This is a genomic window from Burkholderia pseudomultivorans, assembly GCF_902499075.1.
Taxonomy (GTDB): Bacteria; Pseudomonadota; Gammaproteobacteria; order Burkholderiales; family Burkholderiaceae; genus Burkholderia; species Burkholderia pseudomultivorans.
Map to the genome: position 1 here is coordinate 36,017 of NZ_CABVPP010000047.1, position 25,295 is coordinate 61,311.

Annotated in this window: 21 protein-coding genes; 5 read left to right on the forward strand and 16 right to left on the reverse strand. The window is 66.7% G+C overall.

Annotated features, from left to right (window positions below):
* Nucleotides 1-93 precede the first annotated feature (93 nt).
* Nucleotides 94-1,020, forward strand: coding sequence for a LysR family transcriptional regulator (locus BST28156_RS25260; RefSeq protein WP_174903644.1), 927 nt, complete (start codon nt 94-96; stop codon nt 1,018-1,020).
* 184 nt (nt 1,021-1,204) lie between these two features.
* Here the strand turns inward: BST28156_RS25260 and BST28156_RS25265 are convergent, their stop codons facing one another.
* The 6 genes from BST28156_RS25265 to BST28156_RS25290 all read right to left on the reverse strand — a co-directional run bounded on the left by BST28156_RS25265 (nt 1,205) and on the right by BST28156_RS25290 (nt 7,997).
* Nucleotides 1,205-2,038, reverse strand: coding sequence for an OmpW/AlkL family protein (locus BST28156_RS25265; RefSeq protein WP_009691315.1), 834 nt, complete (start codon nt 2,036-2,038; stop codon nt 1,205-1,207).
* A gap of 16 nt (nt 2,039-2,054) precedes the next feature.
* The gene (locus BST28156_RS25270; protein ID WP_060246015.1) at nt 2,055-3,296 is read right to left on the reverse strand and encodes a DUF2957 domain-containing protein; all 1,242 of its coding nucleotides are present in this window, start codon (nt 3,294-3,296) and stop codon (nt 2,055-2,057) included.
* A gap of 139 nt (nt 3,297-3,435) precedes the next feature.
* Nucleotides 3,436-4,860, reverse strand: coding sequence for a DUF2957 domain-containing protein (locus BST28156_RS25275; protein ID WP_174903645.1), 1,425 nt, complete (start codon nt 4,858-4,860; stop codon nt 3,436-3,438).
* Nucleotides 4,861-5,287: 427 nt separating this feature from the next.
* Nucleotides 5,288-6,238, reverse strand: coding sequence for an N-acetyl-gamma-glutamyl-phosphate reductase (argC, locus tag BST28156_RS25280; protein ID WP_060246017.1), 951 nt, complete (start codon nt 6,236-6,238; stop codon nt 5,288-5,290).
* A gap of 228 nt (nt 6,239-6,466) precedes the next feature.
* Nucleotides 6,467-7,060 (reverse strand): YbhB/YbcL family Raf kinase inhibitor-like protein, encoded by a 594-nt coding sequence (locus tag BST28156_RS25285; RefSeq protein ID WP_174903646.1) that lies wholly within the window; start codon nt 7,058-7,060, stop codon nt 6,467-6,469.
* Between the two features lie 250 nt (nt 7,061-7,310).
* Nucleotides 7,311-7,997 carry an orotate phosphoribosyltransferase gene (locus BST28156_RS25290; protein ID WP_009691322.1) on the reverse strand — a complete coding sequence of 229 codons (687 nt, stop codon included), beginning with the start codon at nt 7,995-7,997 and terminating at the stop codon, nt 7,311-7,313.
* 456 nt (nt 7,998-8,453) lie between these two features.
* Between BST28156_RS25290 and BST28156_RS25295 the strand changes: the two genes are divergently transcribed.
* A complete protein-coding gene (locus BST28156_RS25295) occupies nt 8,454-10,724 on the forward strand; it encodes an NADP-dependent malic enzyme (protein ID WP_174903647.1) in 2,271 nt (756 codons plus the stop codon).
* 141 nt (nt 10,725-10,865) lie between these two features.
* Here the strand turns inward: BST28156_RS25295 and BST28156_RS25300 are convergent, their stop codons facing one another.
* Nucleotides 10,866-14,453 (reverse strand): indolepyruvate ferredoxin oxidoreductase family protein, encoded by a 3,588-nt coding sequence (locus BST28156_RS25300; protein WP_174903648.1) that lies wholly within the window; start codon nt 14,451-14,453, stop codon nt 10,866-10,868.
* A 321-nt stretch (nt 14,454-14,774) separates the two neighbouring features.
* On the opposite strand from BST28156_RS25300, the gene BST28156_RS25305 reads away from it, so the two are divergent.
* The gene (locus BST28156_RS25305) at nt 14,775-14,969 is read left to right on the forward strand and encodes a hypothetical protein (protein ID WP_009691327.1); all 195 of its coding nucleotides are present in this window, start codon (nt 14,775-14,777) and stop codon (nt 14,967-14,969) included.
* 107 nt (nt 14,970-15,076) lie between these two features.
* Here BST28156_RS25305 and hppD read toward each other — a convergent pair whose 3' ends face one another.
* A complete protein-coding gene (gene hppD, locus BST28156_RS25310; RefSeq protein ID WP_009691328.1) occupies nt 15,077-16,174 on the reverse strand; it encodes a 4-hydroxyphenylpyruvate dioxygenase in 1,098 nt (365 codons plus the stop codon).
* Nucleotides 16,175-16,374: 200 nt separating this feature from the next.
* Between hppD and BST28156_RS25315 the strand changes: the two genes are divergently transcribed.
* Entirely contained in the window at nt 16,375-16,899 is a 525-nt protein-coding gene (locus BST28156_RS25315; RefSeq protein WP_060246021.1) for an Lrp/AsnC family transcriptional regulator, read from the forward strand.
* Nucleotides 16,900-16,952: 53 nt separating this feature from the next.
* On the opposite strand, the gene BST28156_RS25320 is transcribed toward BST28156_RS25315, so the two are convergent.
* From BST28156_RS25320 to paaA, 8 genes are all read right to left on the reverse strand, one after another.
* Nucleotides 16,953-17,600: a GNAT family N-acetyltransferase gene (locus BST28156_RS25320; RefSeq protein WP_060246022.1), complete on the reverse strand. Its 648-nt coding sequence runs from the start codon at nt 17,598-17,600 to the stop codon at nt 16,953-16,955.
* A gap of 222 nt (nt 17,601-17,822) precedes the next feature.
* Nucleotides 17,823-18,428, reverse strand: a complete 606-nt coding sequence (locus tag BST28156_RS25325) for a TetR/AcrR family transcriptional regulator (protein WP_060246023.1) — start codon at nt 18,426-18,428, stop codon at nt 17,823-17,825.
* Nucleotides 18,429-18,444: 16 nt separating this feature from the next.
* The gene (locus BST28156_RS25330) at nt 18,445-19,260 is read right to left on the reverse strand and encodes a DUF1835 domain-containing protein (RefSeq protein WP_174903649.1); all 816 of its coding nucleotides are present in this window, start codon (nt 19,258-19,260) and stop codon (nt 18,445-18,447) included.
* A gap of 132 nt (nt 19,261-19,392) precedes the next feature.
* Complete coding sequence (paaE, locus tag BST28156_RS25335; protein WP_174903650.1) at nt 19,393-20,481, reverse strand: 1,2-phenylacetyl-CoA epoxidase subunit PaaE; 1,089 nt, start codon at nt 20,479-20,481, stop codon at nt 19,393-19,395.
* A 5-nt stretch (nt 20,482-20,486) separates the two neighbouring features.
* A complete protein-coding gene (paaD, locus tag BST28156_RS25340) occupies nt 20,487-21,050 on the reverse strand; it encodes a 1,2-phenylacetyl-CoA epoxidase subunit PaaD (protein WP_060246026.1) in 564 nt (187 codons plus the stop codon).
* A gap of 25 nt (nt 21,051-21,075) precedes the next feature.
* Nucleotides 21,076-21,879, reverse strand: a complete 804-nt coding sequence (paaC, locus tag BST28156_RS25345) for a 1,2-phenylacetyl-CoA epoxidase subunit PaaC (RefSeq protein ID WP_174903651.1) — start codon at nt 21,877-21,879, stop codon at nt 21,076-21,078.
* A 10-nt stretch (nt 21,880-21,889) separates the two neighbouring features.
* Nucleotides 21,890-22,174 (reverse strand): 1,2-phenylacetyl-CoA epoxidase subunit PaaB, encoded by a 285-nt coding sequence (gene paaB, locus BST28156_RS25350; RefSeq protein ID WP_034188015.1) that lies wholly within the window; start codon nt 22,172-22,174, stop codon nt 21,890-21,892.
* A 107-nt stretch (nt 22,175-22,281) separates the two neighbouring features.
* Nucleotides 22,282-23,280, reverse strand: coding sequence for a 1,2-phenylacetyl-CoA epoxidase subunit PaaA (paaA, locus tag BST28156_RS25355; RefSeq protein ID WP_174903652.1), 999 nt, complete (start codon nt 23,278-23,280; stop codon nt 22,282-22,284).
* Between the two features lie 212 nt (nt 23,281-23,492).
* Here paaA and BST28156_RS25360 point away from each other — a divergent pair, with 212 nt between their 5' ends.
* The gene (locus BST28156_RS25360) at nt 23,493-24,758 is read left to right on the forward strand and encodes an SGNH/GDSL hydrolase family protein (RefSeq protein WP_174903653.1); all 1,266 of its coding nucleotides are present in this window, start codon (nt 23,493-23,495) and stop codon (nt 24,756-24,758) included.
* The last annotated feature ends 537 nt before the right edge of the window (nt 24,759-25,295 follow it).

The following is a 25,295-nucleotide window of genomic DNA, read 5'->3' on the forward strand; positions in this document are numbered from 1 at the left end:
AGCCTGGAGCGGTAGTCGAAGGAAATCCCATCGTAGGCGGCCGGTGTTTATGCGACAATTGAAATATGTCTAACATGATTATGCGAGATTGTTTTGAATACGCGTGATCTCCAGGCGTTCGTCGCGGTGGTCGACAGCGGCTCGATGGTGGCCGCCGCCGCGAAGCTCCATCTGACGCAGCCGGGCCTGACGCGGCGCGTGCAGAACCTCGAAACGCTGCTCGGCGTGCCGCTGCTGGACCGGCAGAGCAAGCCGCTGAAGCCGACTGCCGCCGGGCGCGACGTCTATGCGCTGGCGCGCAACGTGCTGTGTGCGGTCGACGCGCTGATGGCGGCCGGCACGCCGGACAGCGAGCCGGCCGGCGAACTGCGCATCGGCGTGCCGCCGTTCCTGTCGGAACTGGCGCTCGAGCGGCCGATCGACCGGCTGCGCGAAGCGTTTCCGCGCCTGACGCTGCGCGTAACGGCCGGCTGGTCGCCGGCGCTGGTGCAAAGCGTCGAACGCGGCACGCTCGACATGGCCGCCGTGATGGTGCCGGCCAGTGCGGCGCTGCCGGACACGCTCGTCGCGACCTTGCTCGGCACGCAGCCGACGGTGCTGGTCGCCGCGCGCGACTTCCCGTTGCCGGACGGCCCGCTGACGCTCGACACGCTGTCCGGTTTCCCGTGGGTGCTGAGCCAGGACGGCTGCGGCATGCGCTCGGCGCTGAGCCGCGCGCTCGGCGCGGCCGGGCTGCCGTTCGACGTGGCGGTCGAGGCGTTCGGCTCGGAGCTGCAGCTGTCGCTGGTCGCGCGCGGCGCGGGCATCGGCATCGCGCCGCCGAACGCGCTGGCGCGCAGCGCGCATCGCGACGCGCTGAAGGTGGTGGAAACGGTCGGGATCGAGACGCGGATCAACGTATGGACCGTGCACGGCGCGCTGCCGGGCCGGCTGATGCGGCCTGTCGCGCTGCTGCGCGACGCGCTGGCCGACGTGCTGAAGCGGGAAGTGGCGAGGGGGTCAGATGCAATCGCGGTCTAGAGTCTGCATTCGAGGGAAAATCCTTATTTTCTCTACGGAAATGTTGCATTGCGGAAACCGATTCGCTATAGTTGCACCTGTCTCCTCCATGTCTCCTCTGATATGGATTCAGCCCGCCTCCTAGGCGGGCTTTTTTTTGCCTGCGGTGTCTCCGCAGCGCGCGTTGCGCCTTCGACTGCCGGCGTCAGAACTTGTACGTCATCCCGACGTAGCTGATGATCGGATCGGCCTTCAGCTCCGATTTCGATTCGGCCAGCACGGTGCCGTCGGCCGCCTTGATCGTCACCGTCGACGTGGTCTTCAGCGGGATATAGGTCACCGATGCGACCAGCCCGAAATGCTCGGTCATGTTGTACTGCAGGCCCGCGTTGAACACCGGCTGCCACGACGACGACGCCTTCGCCTCCACCGACGTCGTGCCCGGCTTGCCCGCGCCCGCGGCCAGGATCGCGCCGAGGTTGTCCTGCGTCTGCTTGATGAAGTTGGTGTTGAGCTGCAGGTCGCTGAACCAGTTGTACGACACGCCGAGGCCGAGGAACGGCCGGAACTTCGCGGTCGCCTGCCCGAAGTAGTACTGCAGCAGCACGGCCGGACTCCATTGCCGCACGCTCTTCACGATCGGGTTGACCGACGCGAGCCCGATGTTCTGCGAGCCGAGCGCGCCGGCAGGGCCCGGCGGCTTGATCGTGCCCTGGCCCGACACCTTGAACACCGGCGGCACGCCGGCCACCGACGTCACCGCGATATGGTCGGTCAGGAAGTGGCTGACGGTCAGGCCGACGGTGTCCGCGCCGCTCGTGTGCAGCCCGGTGCCCGGCGACGTGAACGACGGCGGCAGGCGCAGCGGCGTGTTGATCGGCGTCGGCGCGACGTTGGTCGTCATCGGCGTGCTGCTTTGCTGCGGCATCACGTGGAACCAGCCGAGCGTGACGACGTTGCTGCCGGCGCTCTGCGCGTGCGCCGCGAGCGGCGCCAGCACGGCGGCGCCGGCCGCCGCGCACAGAAGGGTCTTCTTCATCACGGCTTCCCTCCGCTTACTGGACGAACGCGCCGATCGTGAAATACGGCGTCGATCCCGCGTTGTCGAGGAAACCGAACACGCCGCCCGTGAAGATGAACTTGCCGGTCGGCGTCGAGCTGCTCGCGCCCGAGTGGATCGTCGTGACCGTGCCCGGCACTTTCTGCGTGTAGTCGAGGTCGAGCGCGGTCGCGAGCGACGCCTGCGATGCGTTGAACGGATCGAGCAGCGTGGCCTGCGTGTTGATCAGCGCGGTGGTCCGATAGTCGAACTGGCTGTCGACGCCGATGTACTCGCCGTTCTGCGAGCCGACAGCGATCGCCGTCTGCGGCGCGAGGATCGAGATGCTCGATTCGTCGTCGGCGGTCAGGCCCGGCACGCCGTTGCTGTCCGGCGTCGGGTTCGGGTTCGCGACGCCCGTGCGCACGAGGATCGGCACCAGCTGGTTGCGCAGCTTGCCGACGATCATGAAGCCCTTGCCCTGCGGCGTCGCCGACAGCGTCGGCTTCAGCTGGCTTGCGTAGTTGTTCGACTGGAACGCGCCGCTGCCGTCGGCCGACTGCACGAAGTTCGTGCCCTGCTGCGTGCACGCGCCGCCCGCGAACTGGCCGGTCGTGTCGCACTTGGTCCACGAGCCGTCGGCGTTGATCGTCACCTTCGCGTCGATCGACGCCGGCGCGAAGTTCTGCGACGGCACTTCGCCGAAGCCGATGTGGCTGTACGTGCCGGCGACCTTCGTGATGTCGGTTTCGATCGACGAGAAGCCGATGAACGGGTAGTACGGGAATTTCGTGTCGGGCACCGCGGCCTGGCCGAGCACGCCGTTGAACTGGATTTCCTTGCCGGGAATCGTGCCGCCCGCGACGCCTTCGCCGACGAAGATCCGCGCCGGACGCGACGGGTCGAGGCTCGCGCCGTTCAGGCGGAACGCGCACTGGTTCAGCTTGTTGGTCGGCAGCAGCGTTTCCTGCGTGAGCGTGCCGCTGTCGACGGTGCCCGCGCGGGTCGGTACGACGGTGCCGGTCGTCTGCGGCACCGGCGATTCGACATAGGTGACCTGCCAAGTCATCTTGGTGGTGTCGAGCTGGACCTTCGCGAGTTCGCCGCTGCCCGCGCCGCCGGTAAACACGGTGCTGTAGTCGAGCGACGCGGGGCAGAGCCGGTCTTCGACGAGCGGCGGCGGATTGTCGTCGCCGCCGCCGCAGGCCGAAAGAAGGGGGGCGGTCAAGGCGGCCGCGAGAATGAGGTTGCGCTTCATGTTGCTCCTCCAGATTTGTCTTGTGCGGCGGCCAGCTCCCTGTCGGCCGCTTCTGTGGCTTGTGCTCGTCCTGCCGGCGCCGTGCCGGGCGCCTTTCAGCTTCGCGCGGCGACGGTCGCCGCCGCCGCGCCCCCGATCGCTACTTGCTGATCTGCGCGCCCACGCCGAAGTACGGCGTCGACGACGTGGACGAATTCGCCGACGTCGACGTGACGCCGCCGTTCACCGTGCCCTGGATCAGCGCCGCATACAGCCCGCCCGTCGCGATCACCACGCCCGATGCGGACGGATAGCTCGCGCCGCTCGGCGGCGTCGTGGTCGCACCCAGCAGGCCCGGCGTCGTCTGGCCGTAGTCGAGCGTGAAGCCGTCTTCCTCGGCCTGCGTGGACGGGTTGATGAACGACGCGTTGCTGCCGCGGATCAGCGCAGCCGTGTACTTGAAGTTCGAGTCCGCGCCCGCGTAGCCGCCGTCGATCGCGCCCGACGTGATCGCGGTTGCCGCGCCGAGCACCGCGATGCCCGACTCGTCGTCGACCTGCGCGTCGGTGTGCAGCGGCGCCGTGCCGAGGTTCACGTTGCCCGTGCGCACGATCACCGGCACGGTCGCGCCGTTGAGCTGGCCGAGCACCATGTGCGCGGTCGCCGACTTGCCGGTCGCGCCGATCAGCGGCAGTTGCGTTTGCGGCAGCGTCTGCGGCGCCTTCGTGCTGTCGAAGTAGCCGCCGTTCGCCGTGTTCACGGTCCAGGGATTGCCGGTGGTCTGGCAGCCGCCCGAGCTCGTCGACGTACAGGCGCCGTTCGCGTCGAACGTTTCGCTCGAGTTCGAGCCCTTCGTCGCGTAGTTGCCGGACGGCACGAGGTGATAGATCAGCGCGTTGTACGTGCCCGGCAGCTTCGAAAGATCGGTCGTCGTGTTCGCGAAGCCGAGGAACGGGTAGAAGTCGAAATGGCGGTTCGGCACCTGGCCGACGTTCTGCAGCACGCCCGGAATGATCGTCAGCCCGTCGTACTGGACCGTCGCACCCGGAATGCCGCCGCCCGCGACGCCCATGCCGACGAGCAGCATCGGCGGGTTCGCCTGGTTGAAGTCGGCAGCGGTCGAATAGGTCGACCCGTTCGGCGCCGTACCGGTGCCCGGCGTCAGGATGAACGCGCAGCGCGTCTGCTCGGCGGTCGGCAGCGTGCCGGTCGGCGGATGCATGACCTTGCCGGTGATCGTCGTGCCGGCGCGGCTCGGCGTGACGGTGCCCGTCGCGAGCGGGATCGGCGATTCGAGCCACTTGAGCGTGTAGGTCATCGCGACCGCGTCGATGTTGACGCTGACGATCTCGCCGCTACCGGCGCCGCCGAGATACGTGCTCTTCACGATATCGGCGTCGGCCGGGCACAGCGCGCCGTTGACGGGCTGCGACGGCGGCGGCCCTTGCGTGCCGCAGCTCGAACCGGAACATTGGGGCGCGTCGATCGGCGCGGGTGCGCCGCCGGAATCCCCCCCACCACAGGCGACCAGCAAAGGGGCAATGGCAAAGGCCGTTGCCACCCCCTTCGATAAGGTGTGCGACATGCCGCTGTCTCCAATCGTTTAATTGTGCGAGCTAATGTCGCTTCAGCGATTTTTGCTGTCAATTGATGAACTCGTCTAAAAAAGACGATTGAAACGGAAGTCGGATTTTGAATCCTTGCCGGATGTGGCTTTCAGTAAGAATTAAAACGGCGGCGCGGCCTCGAAAGGGCGGTCGAGTGGGGGCGATGCCACGTTCGCCCCGCGGTCGGAGGGCCTTGGAGCCTATAACGGCAGCGTTTAAAGCGGCGCACATCCGGTTTATCCCTATTCGGGATTGACTGGAGAAACGGGCGGGGATTTAATTCGGCGGCAATCGCGCAATGGAAAGCTTGTAAATATTTGTAAATGCGTTGACTGAATTTTTTATTGCTTCGCGCGAATAAAAAAAGCCGGCCAGCGGCCGGCTTTGCATCGCGTGCGGCGTGGATCAGCGCTTGAGGCCGGTGTCCTCGGCCGCGCCGATGTTGATGTTCATGCACTGGATCGCGGCGCCCGACGCACCCTTGCCGAGGTTGTCGAGACGCGCGACCGTGACGAAGCGCTCGTCGTTGCCGAACACGAACAGGTCGACGCGGTTCGTGTCGTTGTTCGCCTGCACGTCGAAGAAGCCGCCGTCGAGATTCGCGTCCGCGTTGAACGGCGCGACGCGCACGAACGCTTCGTCCGCGTAGTATTCGGCGAACACGCGCTGCACGTCCTGCGGCGTCGCGCGTTTCGCGAGCTGGGCGGGCGTGAAGTAGGTCGTCACCGCGAGGCCCTTGAGGAACGGGCCGACGATCGGCGTGAAGATCGGCGCGTGCTCGAGGCCCGTGTGTGCGGCCATTTCCGGCAGGTGCTTGTGTGTGAGGCCGAGCGCATACGGGCGCGGGCTCGCGAGCTTGCCGGCCGCCGCCGCGTTCTCGTAGTCGGCGATCATCGACTTGCCGCCGCCGCTGTAGCCGGTGATCGAGTAGCTGTGCGCGGCGAACGTCGGTGCGACGATGCCGGCGTCGACGAGCGGACGCATCGCGAGCACGAACGCCGATGCGTGGCACCCCGGCACCGCGATGCGCTTCGACGTGCGGATCTTCTCGCGCTGCGTGCGGGTCAGTTCGGGCAGGCCGTACGCCCAGTCGGCGTGGGTGCGGAACGCGGTGCTCGCGTCGATCAGCGTCGTGTGCGGGTTCTCGACCAGCGACGCCGATTCGCGCGACGCGACGTCCGGCAGGCACAGGAACGTGACGTCCGACGCGTTGATCAGGCGGCGGCGCTCGTCGACATCCTTGCGCTTCGCTTCGTCGATGCGCAGGACTTCGACGTCGTTGCGCGCCGCCAGGTATTCGAAGATCTTCAGGCCGGTCGTGCCTTCCTGGCCGTCGACAAAAACTTTGGTGCTCATTTCGCTCTCACTGAAACGGGGGGCGGCGCCCGAAAACCGACATTTTAAGACCTCATCCGGCGGCCCTGCACCGCACGGGCCGAAAAAAGACGATCCGCGGTCTCTTGTGTCCCTTTGACGTGCGCCCGCGCGGCGGGCGCACGGCATCGGCCGGGGACGCCGACCGCGCGGTCCCATCGTGCATCGCCAGCGTGACGGAATATTGAATCGTCGGGTATTGGCTGCCGGTCATCGCCCGTAATGGACGACGAGCCGCGCGGTGCCGAGCGTCTGCGTATCGATCTCATGCTCGAACATCGGCGCGGGGCGGCCCTGCGCGACGCGCAGGTCCATGCCCTTCAGCGCATAGACGGTGATCACGTAGCGATGCGGCTTGCCGGGCGGCGGGCACGGGCCGCCGTAGCCGTCGCTCCCGAAGTCGTTGCGCGCTTCGCTCGCGCCGATGCGCCGCAGGAAGCCGGACGCGCTCGCGTCGGCGGGCAGGCTCGTGACGGTGGCGGGGATGCTCGCGACGGCCCAGTGCCACCAGCCGTGTCCGGGCGCGTCGGGGTCGAACATCGTGACCGCGTAGCCGCGCGTGCCGGGCGGCGGATTGCGCCAGCTCAGCTGCGGCGAGCGGTTCGCGCCCTTGCAGTCGCCGCGGTCGAACACGTTCGCGTTGCCGATGCGGCCGCCGCTCGGCAGGTCCTCGCTCGATACGGTGAACGCCCCTTCCGCGTGCACGGCCACGGACGCGAGCAGCGCAACGCAGACGAGCGGAATGACGAATGCGGGCGGACGACCCGAAGACGCAGGCGCAGCGATCCGGCGATCCACACGCATATGGCGCTTCTCCCGTCACGTGGGCCGGGCCGAGCAGCCCGGCAAGGTTGGCGTGGTGCGTTGCCCGCGAAGATGATGGCGGTGACGGATCAAGTCTAGCATTAGGGGTTGGATGAACGAAGCCCGTGTATCGCGGCGGGGCGGGCCGTCGATCGCCGCTGCGGCCGCGGCCGCCGGGCGAAAAAAAAACCGCTCGCGACGCTGCGAGCGGTTTTTCAGTCGTCGTGCCGGCGCAGCGGCCGGCGCGGCATTACGCCGGTGCGCCGGTCGCGCCGCCGTGCGCGGCCGACCATTCGGCCGGCGCGTGCAGGAATTTCTCGACTTCGTCGAGCGTCTTGGTCTCGAAGTAGCCCGAAGCCTTCGCGACGCGCAGCACGTCCCACCACGTCGCCAGCGCGTGCAGGTCGACGTCGATGTCCTTCAGGACCGACACGCTTTCCTTGAAGATGTTGTAGTGGAACAGCACGAAGCAGTGGTTCACCGTCGCGCCCGCGGTGCGCAGCGCGTTGACGAAGTTGATCTTGCTGCGGCTGTCGGTCGTCAGGTCTTCGACCAGCAGCACGCGCGAGCCTTCTTCCAGATGGCCTTCGATCTGCGCGTTGCGGCCGAAACCCTTCGGCTTCTTGCGCACGTACTGCATCGGCACCATCATGCGGTCCGCGAGCCATGCCGCGAACGGGATGCCGGCCGTCTCGCCGCCCGCCACCGAGTCGATCTGCTCGAAGCCGACGTCGCGCATGATCGTCGTTTCAGCCATTTCCATCAGCGCACGGCGCACGCGCGGATACGAAATCAGCTTGCGGCAGTCGATATAGACGGGGCTCGCCCAGCCGGACGTGAAGATGAACGGTTTTTCGGCGTTGAAGTGCACCGCCTGCACTTCGAGCAGGATTTTGGCGGTCGTATCCGAGATCGACTGACGATCGTAGCCTGTCATGGGCATTCCTTGGGTGATGAGCGAGGAGCGGGCGCGGCCCGGTGGCGCAGCAGGGGAGCCCGCCAGGGGGCGGGGTGCGATCGGCGGGCCGATTGCATCGCTGCGCGCGTAGCCCGCAATTTTACCCGATTCAGGGCGGTTTTCGGCGGAATTCGCGCAGGTTCGCCCGGCCGCTCGCCACCGGTGAAACAAGCGGGCCGCCTGCGCCGGCAGGCTGATGGCGGGCATGCCGTGCCGCAGCAACGCGCGTCATCCACGGGGGTGTACACTAAGCGACCCTTAGAAATCGTTCCGTACTTTGCATCTCCTTCTTGCCACCCGCCAAGGTTCGATGGCGTGCCGATCCGGCGCGTCGCGGCCGTCTCGCAGTCGATTATCCGTTCGATTCAAGCAGACGCGGCTCGAGGTGCTGTGTACCGGGTCGTCACAATTCCGTAAGTCGCTCGCAGGTCAATCATGGACGAACAACTGAAACAGGCCGCACTCGCCTATCACCAGAACCCGAAACCCGGCAAGATTTCGGTCACGCCGACCAAGCCGCTGTCGAACCAGCTCGATCTGTCGCTCGCGTATTCGCCCGGCGTCGCGGCCGCGTGCGAGGCGATCCACGCCGATCCGCTCGACGCGCAGAAGTACACGTCGCGCGGCAACCTCGTCGGCGTCGTGACCAACGGCACCGCCGTGCTCGGCCTCGGCAACATCGGCCCGCTCGCCGCGAAGCCGGTGATGGAAGGCAAGGGCTGCCTGTTCAAGAAGTTCGCGGGCATCGACGTGTTCGACATCGAACTGTCGGAGTCCGACCCCGACAAGCTCGTCGAGGCGATCGCGATGCTCGAGCCGACGCTCGGCGGCATCAACCTCGAGGACATCAAGGCGCCGGAGTGCTTCTACATCGAGCAGAAGCTGCGCGAGCGCATGAAGATCCCCGTCTTCCACGACGACCAGCACGGCACCGCGATCATCGCGTCGGCCGCGATCCTGAACGGCCTGAAGGTGGTCGGCAAGAAGCTGTCCGACGTGAAGCTCGTGTGCTCGGGCGCCGGCGCCGCGGCGATCGCGTGCCTGGACCTGCTGGTGAACCTCGGCCTGACGAAGTCGAACATCCTCGTCGCCGATTCGAAGGGCGTGATCTACGAAGGCCGCGGCAATCTCGACCCGTCGAAGCAGCGCTACGCGGCGACCACCGACGCGCGCTCGCTGGCCGACGCGATCCACGGGGCCGACGTGTTCCTCGGCTGCTCGAGCGCGGGCGTGCTGAAGCAGGACATGGTCAAGACGATGGCCGACAAGCCGCTGATCCTGGCGCTCGCGAACCCGGAACCGGAAATCCGCCCGGAAGACGCGAAGGCCGTGCGCCCGGACGCGATCGTCGCGACCGGACGTTCGGACTACCCGAACCAGGTCAACAACGTGCTGTGCTTCCCGTTCATCTTCCGCGGTGCGCTCGACGTCGGCGCGACGACGATCACCGAAGAGATGAAGCTCGCCTGCGTGCGCGCGATCGCCGAGCTGGCCGAGGAAACCGACCAGAGCGAGGAGGTCGCCAAGGCCTATGAAGGCCACTCGCTCGAATTCGGGCCGGAATACCTGATTCCGAAGCCGTTCGATCCGCGCCTGATCATCAAGATCGCGCCGGCCGTGGCCCAGGCCGCAATGGATTCGGGCGTCGCCACGCGTCCGATCCAGGACATGGACGCGTACCGCGAGCAGCTCGGCGCGACCGTCTACCGCACCGGCATGGTGATGCGCCCGGTGTTCGCGACCGCGAAGAAGGCCGAAGCCCGCATCGTGTTCGCCGAGGGCGAGGACGAGCGCGTGCTGCGCGCCGCGCAGTTCGTGCTGCTCGAGAAGATCGCGAAGCCGATCATCATCGGCCGTCCGTCGGTCGTCGAGATGCGTCTCGCGAAGATCGGCTCGAAGCTGAAGGCCGGCGTCGATTTCGAGATCGTCAATCCGGAAGACGACACGCGCTACCACCGCTACTGGCAGGCGTACCACGAGATCGGTGCGCGCGACGGCGTGACGCCGGAAGTCGCGAAGGCCGCGCTGCGCAAGTTCAACACGCTGATCGGCGCGATGCTCGTGCACCTGGGCGACGCGGACGGGATGATCTGCGGGATGATCGACACGTACCACAGCCACCTGAAGTTCATCGAGCAGGTGCTGGGCCGCGCGAAGGGCGCCGAGCACTTCGCGGCGATGAACCTGCTGATGCTGCCGGGCCGCAACCTGTTCGTGTGCGACACGTACGTGAACGAACTGCCGAGCGCCGAACAGCTCGCCGACATGACGATCCAGGCCGCGGCCGAGATCGAGCGCTTCGGCATCGTGCCGAAGGCCGCGCTGCTGTCGAACTCGAACTTCGGCAGCGCGCCGTCGGCGTCGTCGCGCCGGATGGCCGACGCCCGCAAGCTGATCGTCGAGCGCGCACCGGAGCTGGAAGTCGACGGCGAAATGCACGGCGACGCGGCGCTGTCCGAAGCGGTCCGCAAGGCCGCGTTCCCGGGCACCACGCTGTCGGGCGAAGCGAACCTGCTGATCATGCCGAACGTCGAAGCGGCGAACATCGCGTACAACCTGCTGAAGATGGTCGGCGGCGAAGGCGTGACGGTCGGCCCGTTCCTGCTCGGCGCGGCCAAGCCGGTCCACATCCTGACGCCGGCCGCGACCGTGCGCCGGATCATCAACATGACGGCCGTTGCCGCCGCGAACGTGAACACGAAGTAAGCGTCCGCGTGTGCCGCGCTCTCTGCGCGGCGCAACAAAAAAGCCACGGAACCCTGGGTTCCGTGGCTTTTTTTATCGCGATGCGTCAGTACGGCAAGCAGGGCGGACGTCCGGACCGAGAGCGCCCGCCGCGCGTCGCGGCTACGCGACCTGCTGGCGCGTCTGGCCGCCCGTCGGCGAACGCCATTGCGCGAGCAGCGTGTTCCACTTCACGCGTACCGCGCGCAGGTTGTTCTCCTTCACGTGGCCGTAGCCGCGGATGCCGTCCGGCAGCGCCGCCAGTTCGAGCGCGAGCGGGCGGTTGGCTGCGTTCAGCTTCGCCAGCACCTCGTCGATCAGCGCCTGGTACTCGCCGATCAGCGCGCGCTCGGTGCGACGCTCCTCGGTGCGGCCGAACGGATCGAGGCCGGTGCCGCGCAGGAACTTCGCTTTCGCGAGCAGCCGGAACGCCGGCATCATCCACGGGCCGTACGCCTTCTTCACCAGATGGCCGTGCGCGTCCTTCTTCGCGAGCAGCGGCGGCGCGAGGTGGAACTTCAGCTTCCAGTCGCCTTCGAACTGCGCGGACAGGCGCGCGAGGAACGCCGGGTCGGACTGCAGCCGTGCGACCTCGTATTCGTCCTTGTATGCCATCAGCTTGAACAAGTTGCGCGCGACCGCCTCGGTCAGCGGCTCCTGCATGTCGCCGTCCGACAGCGCGCGCTCGGCCGCGCGCACCTTGTCGACGAATGCCGCATAGCGCGCCGCGTACGCGGCGTTTTGGTACGCGGTCAGGAATTCGACACGCTTCGCGATCAGCGCATCGACCGCCTTCTTCGTGTGCAGCGCGATCACCGTCGCGCCCTGCGCGGGACGCGCGTCGCCGGCCGCGGCCTGCTGCACGCTCGCGAGATCGTGTGCGGCGCGACGGCCCCAGTCGAACGCGGCGCGGTTCTTTTCCACCGACACCGCGTTCAGCTCGATCGCGCGTTCGAGCGACGCGAGCGTCAGCGGCAGCCAGCCCTTTTGCCACGCGTAGCCGAGCACGAACGGGTTCGTGTAGATCGCGTCGCCGAGCAGTGCGACCGCGAAGCGGTTCGCATCGACGAAGTCGACGCGGTCGCCGGCCGCCGCGCGGATGTCGCGTTCGGCGGACGAGCCCGGGAACGCCCAGTTCGGGTTCTTGATGAACTCGGCGGTCGGCGTCTGCGCGCTGTTGACGACCACGCGCGTCGCGTCGTGCCGCATCCGCGACGTGCACTCGTCGCCGGCCGTGACGATCGCGTCGCAGCCGATCACGAGATCCGCTTCGCCCATCGCGATCCGCGTCGCGTGGATGTCGGTCGGCGCATGCGAGATCTGCACGTGGCTCATCACGGCGCCGCCCTTCTGCGCGAGGCCGGTCACGTCGAGCACGGTCACGCCCTTGTTTTCCAGGTGGGCGGCCATCCCGAGCAGCGCGCCGATCGTCACGACGCCGGTGCCGCCGACGCCGGTGACGAGCACGCCGTACGCGCGTTCGATTGCCGGCAGCATCGGCTCGGGGATCGGCGGCAGTGCGCTGCCGTCGACCGAAACCGCCTTCGGCTTCTTCAACTGGCCGCCTTCGACCGTGACGAAGCTCGGACAGAAGCCCTTCACGCACGAGAAGTCCTTGTTGCAGCTCGACTGGTTGATCTGGCGCTTCGTGCCGAATTCGGTTTCCAGCGGCTCGACCGACAGGCAGTTCGACTGCACCGAGCAGTCGCCGCAGCCTTCGCACACCGCATCGTTGATCACGACGCGCTTGGCCGGGTCCGGATACGCGCCGCGCTTGCGGCGGCGGCGCTTTTCGGTCGCGCAGGTCTGGTCGTAGATCAGGATCGTCGTGCCTTCGATCTCGCGCAGCTCGCGCTGCACGTCGTCGAGCTGGTCGCGATGATGGATCGTCACGCCCGGCGCGAGCAGCGCCTTCTTGTCGTCGTATTTTTCGGGCTCGTCGGTGACGATCACGATTTTTTTCGCGCCTTCGGACGCGAGCTGGTGCGTGATCTGCGGCACGGTCAGCACGCCGTCGACCGGCTGGCCGCCCGTCATCGCGACCGCATCGTTGTACAGGATCTTGTACGTGATGTTCGCCTTCGACGAGATCGCCGCGCGCACCGCCAGCAGGCCCGAGTGGAAGTAGGTGCCGTCGCCGAGGTTCGCGAACACGTGCTTTTCGTCGGTGAACGGCGCCTGGCCGATCCACGGCACGCCTTCGCCGCCCATCTGGCTGAAGGTGCTCGTGTTGCGGTCCATCCACACGGTCATGTAGTGGCAGCCGATGCCGGCGATCGCGCGCGAGCCTTCCGGCACATTGGTCGAGGTGTTGTGCGGGCAGCCCGAGCAGAACCACGGCTTGCGCTCGGTCTGCACGTGCGGCTTCGCGAGCGCCATTTCCTTCGCGTTGATCACGGCGATGCGCGCGGCGATGCGCGCGCGAACGTCCGACGGCAGCTCGAACTTGTCGAGGCGCGTCGCGATCGCCTTCGCGATGATCGCGGGCGACAGCTCGTAGTGCGCGGGCAGCAGCCAGTTGCCCATCGGCACCGACCATTCGCCGCCGGCGCCGTCCTTCTCGTCGAACTTGCCGTACACGCGCGGGCGCTGCGCGTCCGGCCAGTTGTACAGCTCTTCCTTGATCGCGTATTCGAGGATCTGGCGCTTTTCCTCGACGACCAGGATTTCGTCGAGGCCGCGTGCGAACGCCTGCGCGCCCTGCGCTTCGAGCGGCCAGACGCAGCCGACCTTGTAGAGCCGGATGCCGATCCGCGCGCAGGTCTCGTCGTCGAGGCCGAGGTCGGTCAGCGCCTGGCGCACGTCGAGGTACGCCTTGCCGCCCGTCATGATCCCGAAGCGCGCGTTCGGCGAATCGATCTCGATGCGGTCGAGCTTGTTCGCGCGCACGTAGGCGAGCGCCGCGTACCACTTGTAGTCGAGCAGCCGTGCTTCCTGCACGAGCGGCGGGTCGGGCCAGCGGATGTTCAGGCCGCCTTCAGGCAGGACGAAATCGGTCGGCAGCACGATCTCGGTGCGATGCGGGTCGATATCGACCGATGCCGACGATTCGACGACGTCGGTCACGCACTTGAGCGCGACCCACAGGCCCGAATAGCGGCTCATCGCCCAGCCATGCAGGCCGAAATCGAGATATTCCTGCACGTTGGACGGGAACAGCACCGGCAGCCCGCAGGCCTTGAAGATGTGCTCGGACTGGTGCGCGAGCGTCGACGATTTCGCCGCGTGGTCGTCGCCGGCGAGCACCAGCACGCCGCCGTGCTTCGACGAGCCGGCCGAATTCGCGTGCTTGAAGACGTCGCCGGTGCGATCGACGCCCGGGCCCTTGCCGTACCACATGCCGAACACGCCGTCGTACTTCGCGCCGGGATACAGGTTCACCTGCTGCGAGCCCCACACGGCGGTCGCGGCGAGATCTTCGTTGAGGCCGGGCTGGAAGACGATCTGATGGGCGGCCAGGTGCTGCTTGGCCTTCCACAGCGACAGGTCGAGGCCGCCGAGCGGCGAGCCGCGATAGCCGGAGATGAAGCCGGCCGTGTTGAGGCCGGCGGCGCGGTCGCGTTCCTGCTGGAGCATCGGCAGGCGCACGAGGGCCTGGATGCCGCTCATGTACGCGCGGCCGCGTTCGAGCGTGTATTTGTCGTCAAGCGTGACGGACTTCAGCGCGGCTTCGAGCGATGCGCGTTGGCCTGCGTCTAGCGGGGCATTCATTAACAGTCTCCTCCACCCACAGTTTGGGATCACCAAAACTTCGATTGCTTCGGCATCTTGTGGACGCGTCGGCAGTGGCCGGCATATTGGCCGGTTTTCAGTGATGGTAGCACTGGGATAAACCCGCCGCGTGCGGACAAAATTACTGCGGTGCAGCACCGCAGGCGCCAGGGGCGGCGCGTTACAGCATGTAAAAGCATGTAAAGCTGGCCCCATCTGCTAGCAAATGCCGTTAATCTTGTCGGCCTGCCGGAGGTGCCCGATCGTATCGATTTGTTTCGACGCGGCCGGGGAGGCGCCGGCAGTTTTACAGGAGGTGCAATGAACACACGCCATATCCAGAGTTTCCTGATCGTGTCCGCGGCGTTTTTCTCGATGACCGGCCCGGTGCGCGCGCAAGGCGCGAGCGCCCTGGCGGCAGCCGGCTCGCAGATGCGCCAGATCGCGGCGGCACAGGACGCCGACGCGCAGCCGTCCGTCGCGCGCGTCGCCGCGCCGAAGGCGAACGTGCGTTGATCCGGTCGCGCGGCCGGCCGGTCGCGCCGAAATGACAAAAGGGCGGGAATCCTGCGATTCCCGCCCTTTTTCTTTGTGCCGTCGACGCGGCGAACGCCCGCGATGCGTCAGGCCTTGTCCTGCACGACGCCGCGGCGGATCTGGTCGAGTTCGATCGATTCGAACAGCGCCTTGAAGTTGCCTTCGCCGAAGCCCTGGTTGCCCTTGCGCTGAATGATCTCGAAGAAGATCGGCCCGATCTGGTTCTCGGTGAAGATCTGCAGCAGCAGGTCGTCGCGCGCGCCGTCGATCAGGATCTTGCGCTTCTTCAGTTCTTCCAGCGATTCGCCGTGGTTCGGCACGCGGCGGTCGACCAGCTCGTAATAGGTGTCGATCGTGTCGAGCAGTTTCACTTCCTTGCTGCGCAGGCCGTCGACCGCACCGTAGATGTCGTTCGTGCCGAGCGCGATGTGCTGGATCCCTTCGCCGTGGTATGCGTCGAGGTATTCCTGGATCTGGCCGGCCGTGTCCGAGCCTTCCTCGTTGATCGGGATGCGGATCTTGCCGCACGGCGACGTCATCGCCTTCGACTTCACGCCCGTGACCTTGCCTTCGATGTCGAAGTAGCGCACTTCGCGGAAGTTGAACAGGCGCTCGTAGAACTCAGCCCATTCCTGCATGCGGCCGCGATGCACGTTGTGCGTCAGGTGGTCGATGTAGGTGAGGCCGTGGCCGGCCGGGTTCGGATTCGCGCCCGGGATCGGCTCGAAGTCGACGTCGTAGATGCTGATGTCGCCGATCGCGCCCGGCTGCGCGCCGTTCTTGCCGCGCCAGCGGTCGACGAAGTAGATCAGCGAATCGCCGATGCCCTTGATCGCCGGGATGTTCAGCTCCATCGGGCCGGTCTTGTTGTCGAAGCCCCACGCGCCGAGTTCGAGCGCGTGCTTGTACGCTTTCGCGGCGTCCTGCACGCGGAACGCGATCGCGCAGATCGACGGGCCGTGCAGCCGCGCGAAGCGCTGCGCGAACGAATCGGGTTCGGCGTTGATGATGAAGTTGATGTCGCCCTGGCGGTAGACCGTCACGTCCTTGTGGCGGTGGCGCGCGATCGCGGTGAAACCCATCCGTTCGAACAATTGTCCGAGCGCTTTCGGGTCCGGCGCCGTGTATTCGATGAATTCGAAGCCGTCGGTGCCGACGGGATTGTCCCAGTTGGGGATCTGCATGCTCTGTCTCCTGAGTCGGCCGGGGCGAGGCGAAAACGCCGCCGGTCCCATGTCGAGGGTGATGCGCGGCGACGCGCGCAACGAATGAGTCCGTGCGACAAAGTGTAGCGGGCGACGGTGAGCGGAAACTTGCGAATTTGATCGTCCGTGCCTACGATGGCGCAATTTCCAGCCTTGAAACAACCTTATGAGGGCAGAAGATGGCGCAAGCCGAATTGGATGCCATTGACCGGCGGATCCTGGCGATTCTTCAGGAGAACGGCCGCCTGTCGAACCAGGAGATCGCCGAGCGCGTGAACCTGTCGCCGAGCCCGTGCCTGCGGCGGATCCGGCGGCTCGAGGAGATCGGCGTGATCACCGGTTACGTCGCGCTGCTGAACCCGCAGAAGCTCGGGCTCGACCTGCTCGCATACGTGAGCGTGCGGCTCGAAAAGCGTGGCGGCGTCGTGCCGGTGCGCGTCGACGAAACCTCGGCGCGCGCGGGCGCGACCCATGCGGAACTGTTTCGCGCGGCCGTGCAGGCGTGGCCGGAGGTGGTCGCGTGCCACGCGATGACGGGCGACATGGATTATCTGCTGCGCGTGCAGGTCGAGGACATGGCGCATTTCTCCCGCTTCGTGCAGGAGCATCTGCTGCACCATCCGTCGGTGATCGACGTGAAGACGAGCTTTTCGCTCGAATGCTTCAAGGAGACGACGGCGCTGCCGATCCGGTCGGTGCGCTAGCGGGGAGGCGGGGGGAGAGGCCGGACGCCTTCGGGGCGTCCGGCTGGCCGACATTACGCCGTCAGCGCGGCGGGCATCAGCGATTCGATGAACTTCGACGTGCGGTGCGCCTGGCGCTTGAGCGCGTAGTCGAACACCGCAGCCTGTTCCTGCAGCATCTCGGCGATGATCGTCGAGTGATCGGCCGGCGGCAGCGACAGGTACGCATCGGCCTCGCCGTACGCGTATTCGATCCGCATCCCGGACTTCTTCGCGATGTGCATCATCGTTGCGTTGCGCGACAGGCAGTGCATGTACAGCATCGTCACGTGCGTGTTGCGGCTGCGGATCGCCGCGCGCTCGAACAGCTTCGTGCCGACGCCGCGGCCGCGCGCGCTTTCGAGCACCGACACGCCGAACTCGGCCGTGCGCTTGTCGCCTTCGGCCGGCAGGTAGGCCAGGTGGCCGACGCCGACCAGTTCGAGGGCATGGTCGAATACGCCGAACACGGTGTCGCGGCCGAAATCGATCGTGCGGACATAGTTCTCGATCACGTGGTCGGGCACCATCTGGCCGAAGCGCAGCAGGCGGTCCTCTTCGTCGAGCGAGAGAAAGTGGGTGAGCATGCGCTCACGATCTTTGGAAGCCAGTTCCCTGACGAGAACCGGCGCACTGCCGGCCGTGCCGAGAACATCGGCCGAGCCGTCGAATTGCGTGTTCATCGTGGGTTCCTCAGTAGCGGGTTGTGCAATGCAGCAGCATTTTACCCGACCGGAGGTCCTTGGATCAGGGAAAACCCGTACCTCCCACTGAGGATGAATTCTAAATCCGCTTAGTTAATGCAATATCTATTTGATTTTTAACGAATTTATAATTCATCATATGAAATTCGCGGCGGGCTGTCGCAGTGTACCCGCCGCGCAACGCTTGTTGCTGCGCGGCAATCAGCCCGCGCTCGACAGCCCGCGCTCGATCATGTCGATCACCTGTTCGGCGAAGTCGCGGTAGCCGAGGCGGCCGCCCGGTTTCAGCCACGTGAAGGTCCAGTTGATCATCCCGAACACCATCATCGTGACCGACGTCTGGTTTTCCTTCGAAATGCGGTCCGGATACGCACGCGCGAGCTGGCGCGAGAATGCCGCGACGATGTCGCGCTGGCGGTCGAGCACGATTTCGCGCTGCGCGTCCTCGAGGTATTTCACGTCGTTGAGCAGCGCGACATGGCGGCTGTGCGACGTCTCGTATTCGGCGAGGAACGCGCGCACCAGCGCCGCGAACGCCTCGCGCTCGGTCAGCCCGCGCCGCTGGCTCGCGCCTTCGACCTCCGCGATGATCAGCATCAGCCGCTTCGTGTAGCGGTCGAGCAGGTCGAACAGGATCGCTTCCTTGCTCTCGTAATAGTGATAGAGGCGAGCCTTCGACGTGCCGCTCGCGGTCGCGAGATCGGACATCGACGTGCTCGGGTAGCTCGTCTGCGCGAATTTGTCGGCGGCGAGATCGAGGATCTGCTCGCGCTGGGATTCGTGGTCGGGCGCTCGGGTACGGGCCATGGTCGAATGCGGAAGATCAGCGGTGCGCGCTTGCCGCGCGCAGCTGCGTGGTGGGGAGGGCGGCGGGCGCGTCGTCCTGCAGCTCGAGCCGGCCGGCCGCCGCGAGTTCGCGGCAGCGCCACCAGGCGATCGAGTCGCTGACGAACAGGCCGCCGCGGTCGGCGTCGGCCATGATGCTGCCGACGAGGTGGCGCGCGGGCCGCCAGCCGGCTTCCGCGCGCGCGAGGATCAGCGCGTCGAGATCGGCGTAGTGGCCGCTCTTGATCGTGTTGCTGACCCAGTAGCGCAGCTCGGCGTTCAGGTGTTTCGCTTCCTGCCATTCGAGCGCGAGGCGGCCGATGCGCAGCACCGAGATCGGCGCGGCCGCCGGCCGCTTCCGGCCCAGCTGCGCGGGCGAGAACATGCCGGTCGAGCAGGCCTGGTCGGCGCGCGAGAGCGACGCGCGCTGCGGCGCGTCGAGGTCGGCGGCGGACAGCCGCACTTCGTTCAGGCGCTGCGGCACGTTGCGCAGGTGATAGGCGACGCGGCGCAGCAGCAGCTTGTCGCCGACGCTCGGCGCATGCCACACGACCACCTGGCCGGTGTCCATCGCGAGCTGGTCGAGGCGCGCGAATTCCTGTTCGACTTCCGCCTTCCAGTCGGGAATCTGGTCGCCGAGCACGCGCTGCCAGAACGTCGCGCGCGTGTCGGACGCCTCGTCGGCGCCCTTCAGCGGCCCGACGCCGAGATCGTCGAGCAACCCGACGACGCGCTCGTCGCGTCCGGCTTGCGCGAGTGCCTCGCGCAGCGACGCGGCGGCGGTGCCGCCCTGAATCACGTGAATGGTACTCATCGGCCTGTCGTCAACAAAAGAAAACCGCCGGCGGACTGGACGCTGCGAGACGCGTCCAGTCGGCCGGCGGCCCCTAGTGTAAGCGAGATGTGTGACGACGAGAAACCGTCCGGCGCCGCGACGCGACGCCGGTCAACGCTCGTCGAAGCTCACGACCACCTTGTCGCTGACCGGATGGCACTGGCAGGTGAGCACGAAACCGTCCTTCACTTCCTGCTCCTCCAGCGTGTAGTTCTTTTCCATCCGGACTTCGCCTTCGACGACCTTCGCGCGGCACGTGCAGCACACGCCGCCCTTGCACGCGTAAGGCAGCGCGAGGCCCGCGCGCAGGCCCACATCGAGCAGGCTCACGCCCTCGTACGGCAGGCGCAGCTTGCGCTTCTTGCCGTCGAGCACGATTTCGAGCTCGGCAGCGGGCGTCTGCTCGGTGATCTCGACGACCGGCACGCCGGCCTGCGGCAGCGGCGAGCCGAAGCGCTCGACGTGCACCTTCGCCGGCGGCACGCCGGCCGCCTTCAGCGCGGCTTCGGCCGCGTCCATCATCGGCGCGGGGCCGCAGATGAACGCCTCGTCGATCGTGTCGGCCGGCACCAGCGTGGCGAGGAAGGCCGCGCACTTCGCCTCGTCGAGCACGCCGTTGAACAGCTCGACGTCCTGCAGGTCGTCCGACAGCACGTGATACAGGACGAAGCGGTTCATGTAGCGGTTCTTCAGGTCCTCCAGCTCCTCCGCGAACATGATCGCGTCGACGCTGCGGTTGCCGTAGATCAGCGTGAACGTGCTGCGCGGCTCGAGTTCGAGCGTCGTCTTCACGATCGCGAGCACCGGCGTGATCCCCGAGCCGCCGGAGAACGCGACGTACTGCTTGCCGTGATCGGCGTTCAGGTGCGTGAAGAAGCGGCCGTCCGGCGTCATCACGTCGATCGTGTGGCCCGGCTTCAGCGTGTCGAACGCGAAGTTCGAGAAGCGGCCGCCGCGCACGCGCTTGATGCCGATGCGCAGCTCGCCGTCGCGGTCGTAGTCGGTCGTGCCGACGCAGATCGAATACGAACGGCGCGTCTCCTCGCCGTCGATGTGGGTCTTCAGCGTGACGAACTGGCCCTGCGTGAAGCGGTACGCGTCGCGCAGCTCGGGCGGCACGTCGAACGAGACGGTCACGGCGTCGGCGGTCTCGGGCCGCACGTCGCGGATACGCAGCGGATGAAATTGCGGGGTCGCCATATCGGTCAGTAAGGTTTGAAGTAGTCGAAGGGTTCGCGGCAGTCGACGCAGCGATACAGCGCCTTGCAGGCGGTCGACGCGAATTGCGCGAGACGTTCGGTGCGCGCGGAGCCGCAGCGCGGGCAGACGGGCGCCGCGACGGGGCGCGGCACGAAGCGCACGACGTTCTCGCGCGGCGCGGCGCTGCCGCACTGGCCGACCGGCGGCGCGATGCCGTACGCGCGCAGCTTGTCGCGCGCTTCCTGCGTGATCCAGTCGGTCGTCCACGCGGGCGCGAGCACCGTCTCGATCCGGTGCGGCGGCAGTCCGGCGGCCTGCAGCGCGGCCGCGATGTCCTCGGCGATCTGCGACATCGCCGGGCAGCCCGAATAGGTCGGCGTGATCACGACTTCGAGCAGGCCGTCGTCCGCGCGGCGGACGTCGCGCAGGATCCCGAGCTCGCGGATCGATACGACCGGAATCTCGGGGTCGGGCACGGCTTCGAGCACGTCCCACGCGCGCGCGAGCAGCGCGTCGTCGCGGCGCGTGCCGGGCGCTTCGTGGGCAGGGGCGGTGGTCTGGGCGGACATCGTCGGGCTCCGTGGCGTCGGCCGCTTACCAGCTCGCGCCGGGATGCTGGCGCGCGAGGCTCTGCATTTCCGCGAGCAGGTAGCCCATATGCTCCGAGTGCTCGCCCTGCTTGCCGGTCGTCACGTGCTGCACGGGCGCCGGCATCGACAGCGTCGCTTCGGCGAGCGCGTCGTCGACGTCCGCGCGCCACGCGGCTTCGATGTCGGCCAGCGCGGGGGCGATCTGCTGCGCGGCGACCGCGGCGTCGACGGCGTCGGTTGCGAAGCATTCGCGCGTGTATGGCATCAGGTAGTCGAGCGCGGCCTGCGCGCGGCGATGCGATTCGTCGGTGCCGTCGCCGAGGCGCACCAGCCATTCGCGTGCATGCTGCACGTGATAGCGCGTTTCCTTCACCGATTTCGCGGCGATCGCGGCGAGCTGCACGTCGGCCGACGTTTCGAGCGCGCTCCATACGTGCAGCATCAGCGTCGCATACAGGAAATTGCGCACGATCGTCACCGCGTAGTCCTTGTCGGCGTGCGCGGTGCCGGCGAGCGGGCCGTAGTGCGGCAGCTCGGCGAGCGTGAAGTTCGCGAACTCGCGTTCGGTGCGGAAGTAAGCGTAATCGTCCTCGGTCTTCGCCGCGCTGTTGAGCTGGCGCTCGAGCTCGGCCGCGTGCGTATACAGCATGCGCGCCTGGCCGATGAGGTCGAGGCTCATGTTGGTGAGCGCGATGTCTTCCTCGAGGACTGGGCCGTGGCCGCACCATTCGGCGTTGCGCTGACCGAGGATCAGCGCGTTGTCCGCGAGGCGCAGCACGTAGGAGAGGTGTTCTGGCGTGATCGTCATGGCGCGGGCGTTACATGTGGTTGACTTCGTCGGGCAGCGTGTAGAAGGTCGGGTGACGGTAGATCTTGTCGCCCGCCGGCTCGAACAGCTCGGCCTTCTCGTTCGGATCCGACGCGGTGATCGCCGACGACGGCACCACCCAGATGCTCACGCCTTCCTGGCGGCGCGTGTAGACGTCGCGCGCCATGCGCAGCGCCATCGTCGCGTCGGCGGCGTGCAGGCTGCCGCAGTGCTTGTGGTCGAGGCCCTGCTTGCTGCGCACGAACACTTCCCAGATCGGCCATTCCTTGTTCATCTTTCTCTCCTGTCGACCGGCGCCTTGTGCGTGCAGGCGCATGCGCCGGTCCGATGCAATGCTGCGAATTCGATAAATGCCGGCGCGCGGGCGCCGGCGCGGGCCGCTTACGCGGCGTGCTGTTCGGCGCGCGCGCGGCGCTTCGCTTCATGCGCGAGCGCGGCTTCGCGTACCCACGCGCCGTCCTCGTGCGCCTTCACGCGCGTGGCGAGGCGTTCCTTGTTGCACGGGCCGTCGCCGTTGACGACGCGCCAGAATTCGTCCCAGTCGATCGCGCCGTAGTCGTAGTGACCGCGTGCATCGTTCCACTTCAGGTCGGGATCGGGCAGCGTGACGCCGAGCACTTTCGCCTGCTCGACCGTCGCGTCGACGAACTTTTGCCGCAGATCGTCGTTCGAGATTCGCTTGATGCCCCATTTCGCCGACTGGTTGCTGTGGACCGAATCCGCATCGCTCGGGCCGAACATCATCAGCACCGGCCACCACCAGCGGTTCACGGCCTGCTGCACCATCGCGCGCTGCGCGGCGCTGCCCTTCATCATCGACAGCAGCGCGTCGAAGCCCTGGCGCTGGTGGAACGACTCTTCCTTGCATACGCGGATCATCGCGCGCGCATACGGGCCATACGTGCAGCGGCACAGCGGGATCTGGTTCATGATCGCGGCGCCGTCGACCAGCCAGCCGATCACGCCGACGTCGGCCCAGGTCGGCGTCGGATAGTTGAAGATGCTCGAATACTTGGCCTTGCCGGCATGCAGCGCGTCGATCAGCGCGTCGCGCGACACACCGAGCGTTTCGGCCGCGCTGTACAGATAGAGGCCGTGGCCGGCCTCGTCCTGCACCTTCGCGAGCAGGATCGCCTTGCGCTTCAGGCTCGGCGCGCGCGAGATCCAGTTGCCTTCGGGCAGCATGCCGACCACTTCCGAGTGCGCGTGCTGCGAGATCTGGCGGATCAGCGTCTTGCGGTAGGCGTCGGGCATCCAGTCCTGCGGTTCGATCTTGCCGTCCGCGGCCATGACCGCGTCGAACCGCGCCTGCTCGGGCGACTCGGCGGTGGCGTCGAGCGGCGCGACGTTGCCGGGGATGTCGAGGGATTGCGTGTACATGGCGAGGGCTCTCGTCCGGGTGAATGTGTGCGCAGTATAAACCAACCGACCGGTCGGTTAATAAATTTATTGCGGATTTCCGGTCGGGTGCGGGTAAACGAGGGACGTCGGCGAGGGACGTCGGGGCGCAATCGGCCAGCCGAATGCGGCGCGGGACGCGAAGCGGCCGCCTTCTGCGGCACAATGCCCGCTTTCCGATGAGGATTTTGCCGATGTCATTCCGAAGCAGTTTCGCCGCGGCCGTGCTGGGCGCGTCCGTGTTCCTGTCGCCGCTCGCGGCCTCGGCTGCGCCGGCCGGATGGGTGGCCGCGTGGGCGACCGCGCTGCAGCCGATTCCCGACCTCGCTTCGCCGCCGCCGCTGTATCGCGCGCCCGACGTGGCCGGGAGGACGGTGCGCCAGATCGTTTATCCGACGGTGTCCGGGCGGGCGGCGCGGATACGGGTGAGCAATGCCTATGGCCGTGCGCCGCTGGTCGTCGAGGCGGCGAGCCTCGCGCGCGCCGGCGAAGGCGCGGCGCTCGCGGACGCGGCGGCCGTGCCGGTGCGGTTCGGCGGGCGCGCGTCGGTCACGCTCGCGCCGGGCCAGGAACTGGAAAGCGATCCGGTCGCGATCGAGGTGTCGGCCGGGCGACCGTACGCGGTCAGTCTCCATCTGGGGGCGAACCAGCGGATGACTGTCTGGCACCGCGTGTCGAACCAGCTCAATTATGTGTCGACGCCGGGCGATCACGTGAACGATAGCGGCGCCGCTGCGTTCCGCACCCGGTTTACGCAGTATGCGTGGGTGAGCGAACTGGCGGTCGAGACTGGTTCCGCGCGAGCGAGCGTTGCGGCGATCGGCGATTCGATCACCGACGGGCTGCGTTCGAGCCTGGACCGGAACCGGCGCTGGCCGGACGCGCTGGCGCGCCGGCTGACGGCGGCGGGGACGGATTCGATCGGCGTCGTGAATCTCGGGATCAGCGGCAACCGGCTGCTCAGCGATTCGCCGTGCTACGGGACCTCGCTGGCATCGCGGTTCGAGCGTGATGCGCTGTCGCGCGCGGGCGTGAAGGCGGCGATCGTGCTGATCGGCATCAACGACATCAACTTTGCCGCGATGCCGCCGCATGCGGGGCTCGATTGCGACTATCCGCATACGCAGGTCACGGCGGCGTCGCTGATCGACGGCTACCGTCGCTTGATCGAAGCGGCGCACCGGCAAGGCGTGAAGGTGTTCGGCGCGACGCTGACGCCGGCCGGGCTGCCGGCGGCGCGCGAGGCGATCCGACTCGAAGTGAACCGGTGGATCCGGAGTGGCGGCGGGTTCGACGGCGTAGTCGATTTCGATGCGGTGCTGCGCGATCCGGCTCGCCCGAGCGTACTCCAGCGCCGCTACGACAGTGGCGACGGCATTCATCCGAGCGATGCGGGCTATTCGGCGATGGCCGACGCGGTTCCGGTCGAGCGACTGCAGGCGGTCGCGGTGGGCAAGTAACGGCGCTCTATATATAGAGTGGCGTGTTGTCTGCCCGGCAAGAGCCGCCGTGCGCGACAGCGCACGGCGGCTTTTTCAAAATATTTTCACAAAGCGCTTGCGTGTTGGGCTGCGGGTGCCTAGAATCACGCCTCTTTCGCGCTAACGGAAACGCGGCGCGAGAGAGGGAAGCGGAGTCGGTGGTGTGCTGCAGGTTGAGCGCGCGGCTGGCGAAGGAAGAAGAACCCCGCAGTCGCAACGATGTAGCAAAAAGTTGTTGACGCGCTGCGAAACACGGTTCATAATCTCGCTTCTCTGCTGCTGAAAACGCAGCGCTGCTACGAAGCCAAGTGCTTGGTGCAGAATGCTCTTTAAAAACTAACAGCCGATAAGTGTGGGCGCTTGATGTGAGCGAGACCCGATCCTCGGATCGGGATAGCAAAAGTATCAAGAGTCTCACACTAAAGTAAGTCAGGTTCATGAAGCAATTCATTGACCTGTCAGCTTTGAGTGAGCGACCGGTTTCTAACGAAACCGAAAACAGTAACAGGTTTGAAC